The organism is Arthrobacter sp. NicSoilC5 (assembly GCF_019977395.1).
Classification (GTDB): Bacteria; Actinomycetota; Actinomycetes; order Actinomycetales; family Micrococcaceae; genus Arthrobacter.
On record NZ_AP024660.1, the window covers coordinates 35871 to 49304 of the forward strand.

The window sequence follows — 13434 nt, forward strand, 5'->3', positions numbered from 1 at the left end:
AGAACAAAAAGGACGGCGCGATGCCTGGTACACCTGAAGCCACCCCTGCAAAACAGGTTTCGGATGCACCAAGCCCGCGCCGTCTTTTGTCTACGGAGAAGGTCTACCAGGGCCGGATCTGGGACGTCGTCAGTGACACCTTCCAGCTCTCCGAGTCCGGGGACGCCCTGACCCGTGACTACATCGACCACCCGGGTGCTGTCGCCGTCCTGCCCATGAACGGCGAAGGTCAGATCCTGCTGCTGAAGCAGTACCGGCATCCCGTCGGCATGGACCTTTGGGAAGTCCCCGCGGGACTGCTGGACGTCGAAGGCGAAGACTTCGTGGTGGGGGCGGCGCGGGAACTCGCTGAGGAAGCGGACCTGGCGGCCGGAACATGGAACGTCCTGGCCGATGTCTTCAATTCCCCCGGATCCTCGAGCGAAGCCATCCGGATCTATCTGGCCCGTGACCTCACCGAGGTGCCGCACCACGAGCGCCACGAGCGGACGGACGAGGAAGCGGAGATCGAGTTCCACTGGATCAGCCTGGACGATGCCGTGGCTTCTGTCCTGGCAGGCCGCCTGCACAACCCGTCCGCCGTCGTCGGGATCCTTGCCGCTGCTGCGGCCCGGGCCGGCAACTATGAAGGGCTTCGTCCCGCCGACGCCCCTTGGCCCGCACACCCCAGCCAGCGCTGATGGTTCCGGGTCCCTCGGCTGAAGCGGCTCCGGAGGTCGAACAGGCTCCGAACCCCGGCGCTGCAAACGGTGCCGCCTTGGCCGGTGCTGCCCCGCCCGGAATACCGGCCGCGATCGAACGCGGAATCACCGATTACCTCCAGCATGTTGGCGTGGAGCGGGGGCTTGCCGCGAACACGCTGGCAGCCTACCGGCGGGACCTCGCCCGCTACGCCCGCTACCTCGCCGCCGCAGGCTGCACACGTCCAGGCGACATCACCCGGCACCACGTCACCGGCTACGTCCGCGCCCTTTCGGACGGTTCCGACGGCGGGTCCACCCTTGGGGTGCGGTCCGCCGCCAGGACCGCGGTGGCTGTCCGGGGGCTGCACAAGTTCTGGGCCCTGGAGGGCCACACAACGGCGGATCCGGCCAGCGAGGTACACCCGCCGATGGCCGGCAAGCGGCTCCCCAAAGCCATCAGCGTCGATGAGGTGACCCGCATCCTCGAAGCGGCCGGAACCGATACCGCCACCGGGCTGAGGGACCGCGCCCTGCTCGAATTCCTCTATTCCACGGGGGCCAGGATCAGCGAAGCGGTGGGACTGGACGTTGACGATATCTCCCTTGCCGAACCGGGAGCGGGGCCCGCGATCGTCCGCCTGTTCGGCAAGGGATCGAAGGAACGCCTGGTGCCGCTGGGCTCCTACGGGGCCCGGGCGCTCGATGCCTACCTGGTCCGCGGGCGCCCGCTGCTGGCCGCCAAGGGAAAGGGCACGCCCGCGCTGTTCCTTAATGCCCGCGGCGGGCGGATCAGCCGCCAGAGTGCCTGGACCATCCTGAAGGCGGCGGCGGAGAAGGCCAACATCACCCGCGATGTTTCGCCGCACACGCTTCGGCATTCATTCGCCACCCACCTGCTCGAAGGCGGCGCCGACGTCCGTGTGGTGCAGGAGCTGCTTGGCCATGCGTCGGTGACCACCACCCAGGTGTACACACTGGTCACTGCGGATACACTCCGCGAGATCTACGCCGCGGCACACCCGCGGGCACTGGGCTAGCCCGCGGGCGGGCGGGCGGGGGATCATTCCATCACGTTGAGCGTCAGTTCCAGTCCGCTGAGGACCAGGGCCAGGAGAGTAGTGCCGAGCCCGGCCACCAGGAGCAGGCCCGGGTGGGCGAGGCCAATGACCACCCTCCGGAGTTCCGGGGAACGTCGCAGGAACCTTGCCGGGACGCGCGAATTCCCAGGCGCCTGGTGCCAGCCGCGGAGGCGGGCAAGGAACCAGGCGCAACGCACGATCAGGGCCATCCACAGCACAGACACAACCAACGGCACGGCGGCCACGAGGAGATTCAGGCCGAGCGAGGTGACTGCCCGCTCCGATTCACCTGCAAGCGCCTGGACCGTGGTTGAAACCGAGGCGCTGGCCACCACCGAGATGCCCCAGACCAGGAAAGCGGCCGTCAACGCCAGGAACCGCACGAAGAAGTGTGCCAGCACGGACTCTCCCGCGGGCCGCAGGTATGTGCGTGGAGTGGCATGCAGGACGGCCACCGTGCAGCCCAGGGTGGGCAGTGCGGCCATCCCCACGCACGCGTACCAGGCCCAGCCGGCCAGGTCCAGGTATTCGTCGGCGAGGATCAGCAACGCCCACGCTCCGGTCCACAGCCATCCGGCATACAGCGGACTCTTTACCAGCCAGCCAGGCAACCGGACGGTGCTGCGTCCCGGAGGCCGGACTCCCGGAGCGGGCGTGGACTGTTCCCCGCCTTCCGTGTTCATGGGGCTCACTGTAGCAACGGGCACCGGAGCGCGGCACCGCACCGCTGTACGGGGCCGGCGCCACGTTAAGCTGGAGCAATGACCGCAGCCGCTGTGACCCTATGCTTCCTTCTCCGTGACGGGGAAGACGGGGCCGAAGTCCTCCTGGGACTCAAGCAAACCGGGTTCGGCAAAGGCAAGATCGTAGGCATCGGCGGCCACGTTGAGCCGGGGGAGACCGACGCGGAGGCCGTGATCAGGGAAGTCCTTGAAGAGACCGGGGTGGTGCTGCAGGCGGAGGACTTGGCGGATGCCGGATCGGTCCACTTCCTTTTTCCCGCCCGCCCGGAATGGAACATGAAGACCACGCTGTTCACCGCCCGTACCTGGGAGGGCGAACCGGAACCCAGCGACGAGATCCTGCCCGAGTGGTTCCCGGTGGACACCCTCCCGGTGGACCGCATGTGGCAGGACGCGGACCACTGGCTGCCCGTGGTGCTGGAGGGCCGCAGGGTGAACGTAGTGGTCACCATGCACACTGACAACGAGACCGTCGCGTCATCCCGCAGCCTCCTGGGCTGACGCGGCAAACTCCAGGTTGTTAAAAGCCGACGGCGGGCCAGGCACCGCAGTGCCCGCCCGCCGTCGGACGTTCCAACCAAACCCTAGGCCAGGTGCCGTTCCTCCACCCCGTTGTACTCGCTCAACGGGCGGATCAGCGAGTTGGCGTCCAACTGCTCCATGATGTGCGCGGTCCAGCCGGTGATCCGGCTGGCCACGAACAGGGGGGTGAACGTGGGGGTGTCGAAGCCCATCAGGTGGTAGGTGGGCCCCGCCGGGTAGTCAAGGTTCGGCTTGATGGCCTTGGCTTCGTCCATCGCCGTTTCCAGGCCGTTGTACAGCCCCAGCAGTTCGGGGCGGCCGTAGTGGGCAATCATTTTGTCCAGGGCGGCCTTCATGGTGGGGACCCGGGAGTCGCCGTGCTTGTAGACGCGGTGGCCGAAGCCCATGACCTTCTTCTTCTGGGCCAGGGCATCCTCCATCCAGGCCTTCGCCCGCGCCGCAGCCTCCTCGAGGGACTCCTCCTGCCGGATGCCGATCTCGTCGAAGGTATGCATTACGGCTTCGTTCGCCCCGCCGTGCAGCGGACCCTTCAGGGCCCCGATGGCTCCGGTTACCGCTGAGTGCAGGTCCGAGAGCGTCGAGGTGATGACGCGTGCGGTGAACGTGGACGCGTTGAAGGAGTGCTCGGCGTAGAGGATCATCGAGACGTTGAAGGCATCCACCACCTCGGGCACCTGTTCCTCGCCGAAGGCCATCCACAGGAAGTTCGCCGAATAGCCCAGGTCATCGCGCGGCTCCACGAGCTCCTGGCCGTGGCGGCGGCGCTGGTCGTAGGCCACCACTGCGGGCATGGCGGCGAACAGGTCCACCGCTTTGGCCATGTTGGCCTCCCGCGACGAGTCCTCCGCCTGCGGGTGCCGGGCACCCATCACCGAGGCCGCGGTCCGGCAGACATCCATCGGGTGCGAGGTCACCGGCAAGGCGTCGATGACCTGCTTGACCACGGGGTCAAGGGCACGTCCGGCACGTTCCCGCGCGGTGAACTCCGCGAGCTGCTCTTTTGTGGGCAGTTCGCCGTTCCACAGCAGGTAGGCCACTTCCTCGAAGCTGCAGCGGGCGGCCAGCTCCTGGACCGGGTAGCCGCGGTAGAGCAGCGAGTTGGTGTCCGGGTTGACCTTCGAAACCGCGGTGTAATCCACCACGACGCCGGCGAGGCCCTTTTTGATCTCATTTTCAGCCATGCTGAAACTCCTTTGTTCCTAACGCCTGTTGACCGGCCGGGGCCGGCAGTCCGGTGGGGTGTCAGACTCCGGGGATCCGGAAGTTGAACACCCCGGTGTCAAAGTGGTTGTAGGCCTCATAGTCAACGAGGTCGTAGAGCCGGGCACGGGTCAGCATGTTTGGAACCTGTGCCTCCTGGGTGCCGTCGGATTTGATCGATTCCAGAGTACGCTCAGCAGCGCCCATGGCACTACGGAGCAGCGTTACCGGGTAGATGACCATGTTGACGCCCACGCCCGCCAGTTCATCCACGGTGAAGAGCGCGCTCTTGCCGAACTCGGTCATGTTGGCCAGGATCGGCACGTCCACCGCGTCCCGGATGGCCTTGAACTCGCTCAGGTCCTTCATGGCCTCGGGGAAGATTGCATCCGCGCCGGCTTCAACCAGGGCCTTGGCTCGCTGCTGCGCCGCCTCCAGTCCATCGGTGGCCCGGATGTCGGTACGGGCCATGATGAGGAAGTTCGGGTCCCGGCGGGCGTCGGCGGCGGCCCGGATCCGCTTGGTGGCAGTATCCAGGTCCACCACGTTCTTGCCGTCCAGGTGGCCGCAGCGCTTGGGGTTGAACTGGTCTTCGATGTGGCAGCCGGCCAGGCCGGCGTTTTCCAGTTCCTGCACGGTGCGGGCCACGTTCATCGGTTCACCGAACCCGGTGTCGGCGTCGACGATCGAGGGAAGGTCCGTCATGCGGGCAATCTGGCCCGCACGGGTGGCCACCTCTGTCAGCGTGGTCAGGCCGATGTCCGGCAGGCCCAGGTCGTTGGCCAGGACGGCGCCGGAGATGTAGACGCCGGCGAAGCCCTTCTCCTCGATCAGGCGGGCGGAGAGCGGGTTGAAGGCGCCGGGGAACTGCTGGATGGTCCCGGAGGCCAGCAGTTCCCGGAACCGGATCCGCTTCTGTTCCGGGGTTGTCTTTGAGTACAGCATCAGAAGAGTCCCTTCGGTGCCGCCGCGAGGTCGATCACGCCGGGGGCGGCGGTGATGTTCAGCTGGTCCAGCTCGCCGGCGGCGAGTTCGGGGAGGCGTTCGACGGCGGCGAGGAACCTTTCGATTTCAGCCTCTTCCACCAGGCCGGCGGCCAGCGTGCGGAACTTGTTCACGTACTGTTCCCGGGCGAACGGCCGGGCGCCCAGCGGGTGCGCGTCGGCCACGGCGATCTGGTCCGTGATGACGGTGCCGTCCTTGAGCGTGATCTCCACGGAACCGCCGAAGGCCTTCTCGGCGATGTCCAGGGAGTGGTAGCGGCGGGTCCATTCCGCGTCTTCCACCGTGGTGACCTTGTGCCACAGCTCCACGGTGTCCGGACGCGCGGCGCGCTCCGGGGCGTAGGAGTCCACGTGGTGCCAGGCGCCGTCCTGCAGCGCCACCGTGAAGATGTAGGGGATGGAGTGGTCCAGGGTCTCGCGGCTGGCGGTGGGGCTGTACTTCTGCGGATCGTTCGCGCCCGAGCCGATCACGTAGTGCGTGTGGTGGCTGGTCTTGATCAGCACGGACTCGACGTTGGCCGGGTCGGTGACCTCCGGGTGCTCACCGTGGAGCTTGCGGGCCAGGTCGATCCAGGCCTGCGCCTGGTACTCGGCGGAGTGCTCCTTGGTGTAGGTGTCCAGGATGGCACGCTTGGCTTCGCCCGGAGTGGGGAGCGGGACCATGTAGGAGGCGTCCGGGCCGTCGAGCATCCAGGCGATGACGCCGTCCTCGCCCTCGTAAATCGGCACGGGTGAGGTCTGGCCCCGCATGGCCCGGTCCGCGGACTCGACGGCCATTTTGCCGGCAAACGCCGGGGCGTGCGCCTTCCAGGTGGAGATCTCGCCCTTGCGGGACTGCCGGGTTGCGGTGGTGGTGTGCAGCGCCTGGCCCACCGACTGGAAGATCGTCTCGACGTCGAGGCCCAGCAGGGTGCCGATGCCGGCGGCGGCGGAGGGGCCGAGGTGGGCGACGTGGTCGATCTTGTGCTTGTGCAGGCAGATGGCCTTGACCAGGTTGACCTGGATTTCGTAGCCGGTGGCGATGCCGCGGATGAGGTCGTGCCCGCTGGACCCAACGTGTTGGGCCACGGCGAGGATCGGGGGAATGTTGTCACCGGGGTGGGAGTAGTCGGCGGCGAGGAAGGTGTCGTGGTAGTCGAGTTCCCGTACGGCCACGCCGTTGGCCCAGGCAGCCCATTCCGGTGCAACCCGTTCCTCGATGCCGAAGACCTTGGAGCCCTTGCCTCCGGTGCTGGGACCATGGGTGAGCGCCTGGGCCCGGGCAGCGACGATCGGGGCGCGGTTCAGGGAAGCAATGGCCACCGAGGCGTTGTCGATGACGCGGTTGATGACCATGTCGGTGACTTCGTCGGAGACGGCGACGGGATCGGCCGCGACCTGGGCGATCTTGTAGGCGAGCTGGTCCTCGCGGGGCAGGTTCTCTTCGCTCTTGTAGACGCGGACGTGGTGTTCCTTAACCATGGTGCTCCTTCGGGTGGGATGCGTGGGTTGCTTTGACGTGGGAGAGGCTTCGGTGCAGGTGGACGATCGTCGCCGCCTCAGCGAGCTTCGGGTTGCCGGCTGCGATGGCCTCCGCGATGGCGGCGTGTTCGGCCGCTGCGGCGGTGAGGCGGCGGGCGTCGTCCGCTGCAAGCCGGCGGATCCGGACCAGGTGCACGCGCAGGCTTCGCATGGCCTGGGCCAGGTAGGAGTTGGAGATGGCGGCGTCGATGGCGGCGTCCAGCCGGCCCACCAGTTCGTAATAGTCATGCAGGGCGGGGTCCCCGCCGCTGATCAGCGCGGGGGCATTGAGCAGTTCGCGCTGCAGCTGCTCGAACGTGGCAGCGTCCCCTCGCCGGGCAGCCAGGGCGGCGGCCTTGCCCTCAAGGGTTTCGCGCAGTTCGAACAGTTCGTCGATGTCCTCGAGGGAGATGTCGGTGACCACGACGCCGCGGCCGCCTGCCGTCGTCAGCCCCTCTGCCGTCAGGCGGCCCAGTGCTTCACGGAGCGGTGTGCGCGACACACCAAGGCGTTCGGACTGTTCCACCTCGGCCAGGACAGTACCGGGAGCGAGGCGCCATTCGATGATGTCGTCCCGCAGGGCCGCGTAGGCCTTGTCGCTGGCGCGCATGCAGTTCTCCTTCCTCGGTGACAGCATCAGTGTATACACAAGAGGCGTCGGATTACAGCAAAAGGGGAAAATATTCGGATTCCATCCAATTTCTGTATACATAACCCTTGTGGCGGGCGCACTCTGCCCGCTACCATGAGCTGCATCACAACGTCGTGGACGGGATACCCCTCATGGTCACCAAAAGCTACCGGGACAGCTACCAGCGCAGCCTCGAACAGCCCGAAGATTTTTGGCTGGAGGCAGCGCAGAAGATTTCCTGGACCTCTCCGCCGGGCCGGGCCCTGGACTCCAGCCGGGCACCGCTTTACAGCTGGTTCCCCGACGGCGCCCTGAACACCTGCTACAACGCGCTGGACCGGCACGTCGCCGAGGGCCGCGGAGGGCAGGATGCCCTGATCCATGACTCCGCGATGCTGGGTACACAGCAGCGCTACACCTACGCGGAACTGACGGACCTCGTGGCCCGCTTTGCCGGCGTGCTGCGGCGCCACGGCGTCGGCAAGGGCGACCGCGTGGTGATCTACATGCCCATGATCCCGGAAGCCGCCATCGCCATTCTGGCCACTGCCCGGCTGGGCGCGGTCCACTCGGTGGTCTTTGGCGGCTTCGCGCCCAAGGAGCTCGCCGCGCGCATCCGCGATGCCGCCCCCGCCGCCGTGGTCACGGCCTCCGGCGGGATCGAACCGGCCAGGCGCATCGAATACCTGCCTGCCGTCGCGGAGGCCCTCGGGCTGGCCGGCACGGCCGGCATTCCCGTGGTGGTCAAAGCGCGCGACGGCTTCGCATCGGCGGCCGGGGACCATGCTGGATGGCTGGACTGGGATTCGGCCATGGCTTCGGCCGAAGCCGTGGCCCCTGTCGCCGTGCAGGCCACGGACCCGCTGTATATCCTCTACACCTCCGGAACAACGGGCGCGCCCAAGGGCGTGGTGCGGGACAACGGAGGGCACGCCGTCGCCCTGCGCTGGACCCTGGAAAACATTTACGGCATCGGCCCCGGCGACGTGATGTGGACGGCGTCCGACGTTGGCTGGGTGGTGGGGCACTCCTACATCGTTTATGGTCCGTTGCTGGCCGGAGCCACCACCGTGATGTACGAGGGCAAACCGGTGGGCACTCCTGACGCCGGGGCGTTCTGGCGCGTGGTCCAGGACCACAAGGTCAACGTGCTGTTCACCGCTCCCACGGCGCTGCGGGCCATCCGCAAGGCCGATCCGGAGGCATCGCTGCTGGGGAACTACGACGTCTCCAGCCTGCGGACGCTGTTCGCCGCCGGCGAGCGGCTGGACACGGACACGTTCCACTGGGCATCCAGGGTTTTAGGCGTGCCCGTGGTGGACCACTGGTGGCAGACCGAGACAGGTTGGGCCATTTGCGCCAATCCGCGTGGACTGGAGCCATTGCCCATCAAGGCCGGCTCCCCGAGCGTTCCGATGCCCGGGTTCCGGCTGCGGATCCTCGACGGCGCGGGCGGGGAAGTGGAGCCCGGCACCGAAGGCAACATCGTCCTGGAGCTGCCGTTGCCGCCGGGCACCCTCACCACCCTGTGGAGAAACGATGAACGCTTCATCTCGTCCTACCTGCAGGCCTTCGAGGGCTGCTACGCCACGGGCGATTCCGGCTACCGCGACGAGGACGGGTACCTGTTCGTCATGGGCCGCACCGACGACATCATCAATGTTGCCGGACACCGGCTGTCCACCGGCGCCATGGAACAGGTGATCGGCCAGCATCCGGCGGTTGCCGAGTGTGCCGTGATCGGCCTCGCCGACCCCCTCAAGGGCCAGCGCCCCAGCGGCTACGTGGTGCTCAAATCCGGCGTCGACATCCCCGAAGACGTCCTGGCCAAGGACCTGGTGGCCCTGGTCCGGCGGGACATTGGTGCGGTTGCGGACTTCAAGCATGTGACGGTGGTGGACGCGCTGCCCAAGACCCGGTCCGGGAAAATCCTCCGCAAGACCATGCGCCAGATCGCAGACGGCGAGGAGTACACCGTACCCTCAACCATCGAGGATCCCGGGGTCATCGACCAGTTGATCGGCACCCTCCGGGTGGGCGGGGCGGAAGCCCGCTGACGGTCAGGGCGGGGCGTCGAACCTTCGCACGTGGACCCCCGCATGTTTAGCCTCGGCGCGTCAGCGCGCGTTCCAGCGGTACTCGTTCTCCGGCCTTCCCGGGGTGCCGTAGCGCGCGGTCCGGGAAACGGTGCCCGCGTCGGCAAGGTATTCCAGATAGCGCCGCGCGGTTACCCGGGACATACCCAGGGCATCCATGACCTCGGTGGCGGACACTGCTTCGGGCTGGCCGCGCAGGAACTCCTGGACCGAGCCGAGGGTCGAGGTGGACAGGCCTTTGGGAAGGGGAAGTTCGGACGGCGCACGGAGGCTCGCAAAAGCCTGGTCCACCTCGCTTTGCGAGGCACCTCCCTTGCCGGGACCGCCGTTGGAACCCGCCAGCTGCTGCCGGAACTGGCGGTAGTTTTCCAGCTTGTCCGAGAAGGTGGCGAACGTGAAGGGCTTGATCAGGTACTGGACCACGCCGATGGCGACGGCGCTGCGGACGATTGCCAGCTCGCGCACGGCGGTGATGGCGATGATATCCGCGAGGATCCCGGCGGAGCGCATCCGCCGGGCGATGTCCAGGCCGTGCAGGTCGGGCAGGTTCATATCCAGCAGGACAAGTTCCACCGGCTCTCCCGCCGCCACGAATTCATTGAGGAGCCGCAGGGCGGACTGGCCATCGGGTGCAGTCCCCGCGAGCTCAAACCCTTCCAGCCGCCCCACGTACGCGGCATGGGCCGCGGAAGCGATGGCCTCGTCTTCGACGACGAGGACCCGGATGTTGCTCACTGTCTGTGCTCCTTATCCGCGGAGACCGCCGCAGGCAGGAATACTTCGAACTTGGCGCCGCGCCGGCCATTAATGGCCAGCGTACCGCCCAAACGCTGCACGGCCTGCCGGACCAGCGCCAGTCCAATGCCCCGGCCCCCCATCCCGGCGGGCTTGGTGCTGAACCCGTGCCGGAAGATCTTTTCCGAATCCGCGGGGTCGATGGCCGCCCCGGAATCGTTGACGGCGATGTCCAGTCCTTCCTCGTCCGCCTCCAGCGTCAGCACCACCCGCCGCGGGGGAGGGGCGTCGGCAGCAGCATCAATCGCGTTGTCCAGCAGGTTGCCCAGGATCGTCACCAGGTCCTGGACGGCCACCCCGGGTGCGGCGCCCGAGCCGAGGGTGGAAACATCCAGCTGGACGCCGCGCTCGTGGGCCTCGGCCACCTTGCCCATGACCAGGGCTCCCACCACCGGTTCATCAATCGAGCTCACCATGTCGTCCGTCAGCTGCTGGCTCAGGGCCAGGTCCTGGGTGGCGAAATCGAGGGCTTCGCCCGTCCGGCCAAGCTCCAGGAGCGAGACCATGGTGTGGAGCCGGTTGGCGTGTTCATGGGTCTGGGCCCGCAGCGCATCCGAAAGGGTCCGCATGGTCTGCAGCTCGTTGCCCAGTGCCTCGATTTCCGTCCGGTCCCGGAGCGTGGCCACTGTTCCATACACGGGGACCTTCCCCCGCGCCCCAGGGGACTCGGGCCCCCTGGCCGGGCCCTGGTTGACCACCAGCACGCGGGAACCGGTCAGCACCATCTCGTCCTTGGTGGTGCGCCCCGAATCGAACAGGCTGCGCAGCTCGCTGTCCAGGGGGAGGTCTGCCAGGGATGGGGGCCGCGTGGGATCGTTGCTGCCCGTTTCGGCGAGGCCCAGCAGTTCGGCAGCCTGGTCGTTGTACATCACCACGCGCTTCTTGGCATCGATGAGGATCAGCCCTTCGCGCACCGAGTGCAGCACTGATTCGTAGTAGGTGAACAACTGCGCCAGCTGTTCGGGCCCCCAGCCGCGCGTCACTCGCCGCAGATACCTGCCCAGCAGCCACGACGCCAGGGATCCGCCCACCAGCAGGGCGATGCCGACGGCCAGCAGGACCGGCAGGCGGCCGGTGAAGGCCACGTCGACGCTGCGGACGGTGACACCCGCCGCCACCAGCGCCTTCACGGTCCCTTGGGCGTCCTTGACCGGAACGATGGTCCGGACCGAGGGGCCCAGGGTGCCGGCGGTGACTTCGGTGAAGGCCCGGCCCTGCAATGCAGCGTCGATGGAGCCGATGTACGGGTGGCCCAGTTCCTCGTCCCGCGGGTGTGTCCAGCGGGTCCGGTCAGGAGCCATGATGGTGATGAAGTCGATGTGGGCGGCGCTGGTGACGTCCTTGGCGTAAGGCTGCAGCAGGGCGGACGGGTCCGGCGTGGCGGCGGCCTGGAGCACCAGGGGATTGGCGGCGATGGAGGCAGCCACTCCTTCCATGCGGCGCCCCGCCTCGTCATACGTACGGTCCCGGGCGTCCACGTAGGCCGCAGTCCCCACAATGGCGATGAAGGATACGACGATCAGCAGGTTCGCCAGGAAGAGCCGGCGGGCGATACTCCAGCGGTGGATCATGCCTGCCTCCTTCAGAACCCCGGGGGTGCCGCGACCAATATGAACGCAACGGTGAGCTGGATCACGGGGTGCCCAATGATGGATATCACATTGCACGGACGTGTTGAGCCCAGAGACTGCGCCGCAGCGTCTATCAGAATATCCACAAGGAGACACATCATGGCTTCTCAACGAGGAGAGTCGCTCGAGACCGCGACGCCGCGGCGCAAGGGACTGGACAAGTCCCACTACCTTTACATTGCCGTTATCGCCGCCGTCGTCCTCGGCGCGGTTGTCGGCCTGCTCTTCCCGGAGGTGGGCAAGTCCCTCAAGCCCCTGGGAGACGGGTTCGTCAAGCTCATCAAGATGATGATTGCCCCGGTCATCTTCTGCACGATTGTCCTGGGCATCGGATCCATTGCCAAGGCAGCCACCGTCGGCAAGGTGGGCGGCCTCGCACTGGGCTACTTCATCATCATGTCCACCTTCGCGCTGGCCATCGGCCTCGTGGTGGGCAACCTGATCCACCCCGGCGAAGGCCTGAAGCTGACGCCCTACGACCCCAACAAGAAGGCCGCCACTGACAGCACCGTGGACTTCCTGATGGGCATCATCCCGGGTGACATCCCCGTCCTGCCCACCCTGCTGGCCGCCATCCTGGTGGGCTTCGCCCTGCAGAAGATGGGCACGCAGGGGACCCCCATCCTCAAGGCCATCGGCCACGCCCAGGGCCTCGTTTTCCGCATCCTCATCATGATCATGTGGCTGGCTCCGATTGGTGCCTTCGGTGCCATCGCCGCCGTCGTCGGCGCAACCGGCGTCCAGGCCATCGTGAGCATGTTCACGCTGATGATCGCCTTCTACATCACCTGCGCACTGTTCATCGTGGTCATCCTGGGCGGCCTCCTCCAGGTCGTTGCCGGAGTGAACATCTTCAAGCTGATGAAGTACCTGGCCCGCGAGTACCTCATCATCTTCTCCACCTCCTCCTCCGAAGCGGCGCTGCCCCGCCTGATCGCCAAGATGGAACACCTCGGCGTCTCCAAGCCCGTCGTGGGCGTCACCGTTCCCACGGGCTACTCCTTCAACCTGGACGGAACCGCCATCTACCTGACCATGGCGTCCCTCTTCGTTGCCAACGCCATGGGAACCCCGCTGGACCTCGGCGCCCAGATCTCCCTGCTGGTCTTCATGATCATCGCCTCCAAGGGTGCCGCCGGCGTCACCGGCGCCGGCCTGGCCACCCTCGCAGCAGGCCTGCAGGCACACCGTCCCGAGCTGCTGGGCGGCGTGGGCATGATCGTGGGAATCGACCGCTTCATGTCCGAGGCCCGCGCCCTGACCAACTTCACCGGCAACGCAGTGGCCACGGTCCTGGTGGGCACCTGGGTCAAGGAGATCGACGGCGGCCAGGTTGCCCGCGTCCTCTCCGGCGAAGTCCCCTTCGACGAGCAGACCATGATCGCCGGCCACGGCGAGATGGCACCGAAGGAAGAAGGCGCCCGCGAGGCCGCCAAGGCCTAGCCTCTGTCCCATAAGAGACGTGAAACCGCCCCTGCAGCCCTGCTGCGGGGGCGGTTTTTCGTTGCCCTGCAGTGCAACCTTCGACC

At 67.0% G+C, this 13434-nt stretch carries 12 protein-coding genes; 5 read left to right on the plus strand and 7 right to left on the minus strand.

Translation table 11 applies throughout. The features are described from left to right. Positions 1-20: 20 nt before the first annotated feature. The gene (locus LDO22_RS00155; protein ID WP_159632281.1) at positions 21-680 is read left to right on the plus strand and encodes an NUDIX hydrolase; all 660 of its coding nucleotides are present in this window, start codon (positions 21-23) and stop codon (positions 678-680) included. Continuing rightward, positions 680-1720, plus strand: coding sequence for a site-specific tyrosine recombinase XerD (gene xerD, locus LDO22_RS00160; protein ID WP_224025645.1), 1041 nt, complete (start codon positions 680-682; stop codon positions 1718-1720). The genes LDO22_RS00155 and xerD overlap by 1 nt, the downstream gene beginning before the upstream one ends. A 23-nt stretch (positions 1721-1743) precedes the next feature. On the opposite strand, the gene LDO22_RS00165 is transcribed toward xerD, so the two are convergent. Then, the gene (locus tag LDO22_RS00165) at positions 1744-2445 is read right to left on the minus strand and encodes a hypothetical protein (protein WP_224025646.1); all 702 of its coding nucleotides are present in this window, start codon (positions 2443-2445) and stop codon (positions 1744-1746) included. 78 nt (positions 2446-2523) lie between these two features. On the opposite strand from LDO22_RS00165, the gene LDO22_RS00170 reads away from it, so the two are divergent. Beyond that, a complete protein-coding gene (locus LDO22_RS00170; RefSeq protein ID WP_224025647.1) occupies positions 2524-3006 on the plus strand; it encodes an NUDIX domain-containing protein in 483 nt (160 codons plus the stop codon). A gap of 83 nt (positions 3007-3089) precedes the next feature. Here LDO22_RS00170 and LDO22_RS00175 read toward each other — a convergent pair whose 3' ends face one another. The 4 genes from LDO22_RS00175 to LDO22_RS00190 all read right to left on the minus strand — a co-directional run bounded on the left by LDO22_RS00175 (position 3090) and on the right by LDO22_RS00190 (position 7362). Further along, on the minus strand, positions 3090-4229 hold the full coding sequence (locus LDO22_RS00175) for a bifunctional 2-methylcitrate synthase/citrate synthase (protein ID WP_224025648.1): 1140 nt from the start codon (positions 4227-4229) through the stop codon (positions 3090-3092). Between the two features lie 61 nt (positions 4230-4290). Beyond that, positions 4291-5193 carry a methylisocitrate lyase gene (prpB, locus tag LDO22_RS00180; protein WP_159632278.1) on the minus strand — a complete coding sequence of 301 codons (903 nt, stop codon included), beginning with the start codon at positions 5191-5193 and terminating at the stop codon, positions 4291-4293. Next, entirely contained in the window at positions 5193-6713 is a 1521-nt protein-coding gene (locus LDO22_RS00185; protein ID WP_224025649.1) for an MmgE/PrpD family protein, read from the minus strand. Before LDO22_RS00185 ends, prpB begins: the two co-directional genes overlap by 1 nt. Beyond that, positions 6706-7362: a GntR family transcriptional regulator gene (locus LDO22_RS00190; protein ID WP_159632276.1), complete on the minus strand. Its 657-nt coding sequence runs from the start codon at positions 7360-7362 to the stop codon at positions 6706-6708. Before LDO22_RS00190 ends, LDO22_RS00185 begins: the two co-directional genes overlap by 8 nt. Positions 7363-7535: 173 nt before the next feature. Between LDO22_RS00190 and LDO22_RS00195 the strand changes: the two genes are divergently transcribed. Beyond that, complete coding sequence (locus LDO22_RS00195; protein WP_224027123.1) at positions 7536-9440, plus strand: propionyl-CoA synthetase; 1905 nt, start codon at positions 7536-7538, stop codon at positions 9438-9440. A gap of 60 nt (positions 9441-9500) precedes the next feature. Here the strand turns inward: LDO22_RS00195 and LDO22_RS00200 are convergent, their stop codons facing one another. Together LDO22_RS00200 and LDO22_RS00205 are read right to left on the minus strand one after the other, a co-directional pair. Beyond that, complete coding sequence (locus LDO22_RS00200) at positions 9501-10214, minus strand: response regulator (RefSeq protein WP_159632274.1); 714 nt, start codon at positions 10212-10214, stop codon at positions 9501-9503. After that, positions 10211-11845: a sensor histidine kinase gene (locus tag LDO22_RS00205; protein ID WP_224025650.1), complete on the minus strand. Its 1635-nt coding sequence runs from the start codon at positions 11843-11845 to the stop codon at positions 10211-10213. The genes LDO22_RS00200 and LDO22_RS00205 overlap by 4 nt, the downstream gene beginning before the upstream one ends. Before the next feature lie 159 nt (positions 11846-12004). Between LDO22_RS00205 and LDO22_RS00210 the strand changes: the two genes are divergently transcribed. After that, positions 12005-13348, plus strand: coding sequence for a cation:dicarboxylase symporter family transporter (locus LDO22_RS00210; RefSeq protein ID WP_159632272.1), 1344 nt, complete (start codon positions 12005-12007; stop codon positions 13346-13348). Positions 13349-13434 lie beyond the last annotated feature (86 nt).

What these genes read in the sequence shown, in the direction of transcription:
- LDO22_RS00155 (WP_159632281.1), top strand. Translation starts at nt 21, where the DNA reads ATGCCTGGTACACCTGAAGCCACCCCTGCAAAACAGGTTTCGGATGCA.
- xerD (WP_224025645.1), top strand. Translation starts at nt 680, where the DNA reads ATGGTTCCGGGTCCCTCGGCTGAAGCGGCTCCGGAGGTCGAACAGGCT.
- LDO22_RS00165 (WP_224025646.1), bottom strand. Translation starts at nt 2,445, where the DNA reads ATGAACACGGAAGGCGGGGAACAGTCCACGCCCGCTCCGGGAGTCCGG.
- LDO22_RS00170 (WP_224025647.1), top strand. Translation starts at nt 2,524, where the DNA reads ATGACCGCAGCCGCTGTGACCCTATGCTTCCTTCTCCGTGACGGGGAA.
- LDO22_RS00175 (WP_224025648.1), bottom strand. Translation starts at nt 4,229, where the DNA reads ATGGCTGAAAATGAGATCAAAAAGGGCCTCGCCGGCGTCGTGGTGGAT.
- prpB (WP_159632278.1), bottom strand. Translation starts at nt 5,193, where the DNA reads ATGCTGTACTCAAAGACAACCCCGGAACAGAAGCGGATCCGGTTCCGG.
- LDO22_RS00185 (WP_224025649.1), bottom strand. Translation starts at nt 6,713, where the DNA reads ATGGTTAAGGAACACCACGTCCGCGTCTACAAGAGCGAAGAGAACCTG.
- LDO22_RS00190 (WP_159632276.1), bottom strand. Translation starts at nt 7,362, where the DNA reads ATGCGCGCCAGCGACAAGGCCTACGCGGCCCTGCGGGACGACATCATC.
- LDO22_RS00195 (WP_224027123.1), top strand. Translation starts at nt 7,536, where the DNA reads ATGGTCACCAAAAGCTACCGGGACAGCTACCAGCGCAGCCTCGAACAG.
- LDO22_RS00205 (WP_224025650.1), bottom strand. Translation starts at nt 11,845, where the DNA reads ATGATCCACCGCTGGAGTATCGCCCGCCGGCTCTTCCTGGCGAACCTG.
- LDO22_RS00210 (WP_159632272.1), top strand. Translation starts at nt 12,005, where the DNA reads ATGGCTTCTCAACGAGGAGAGTCGCTCGAGACCGCGACGCCGCGGCGC.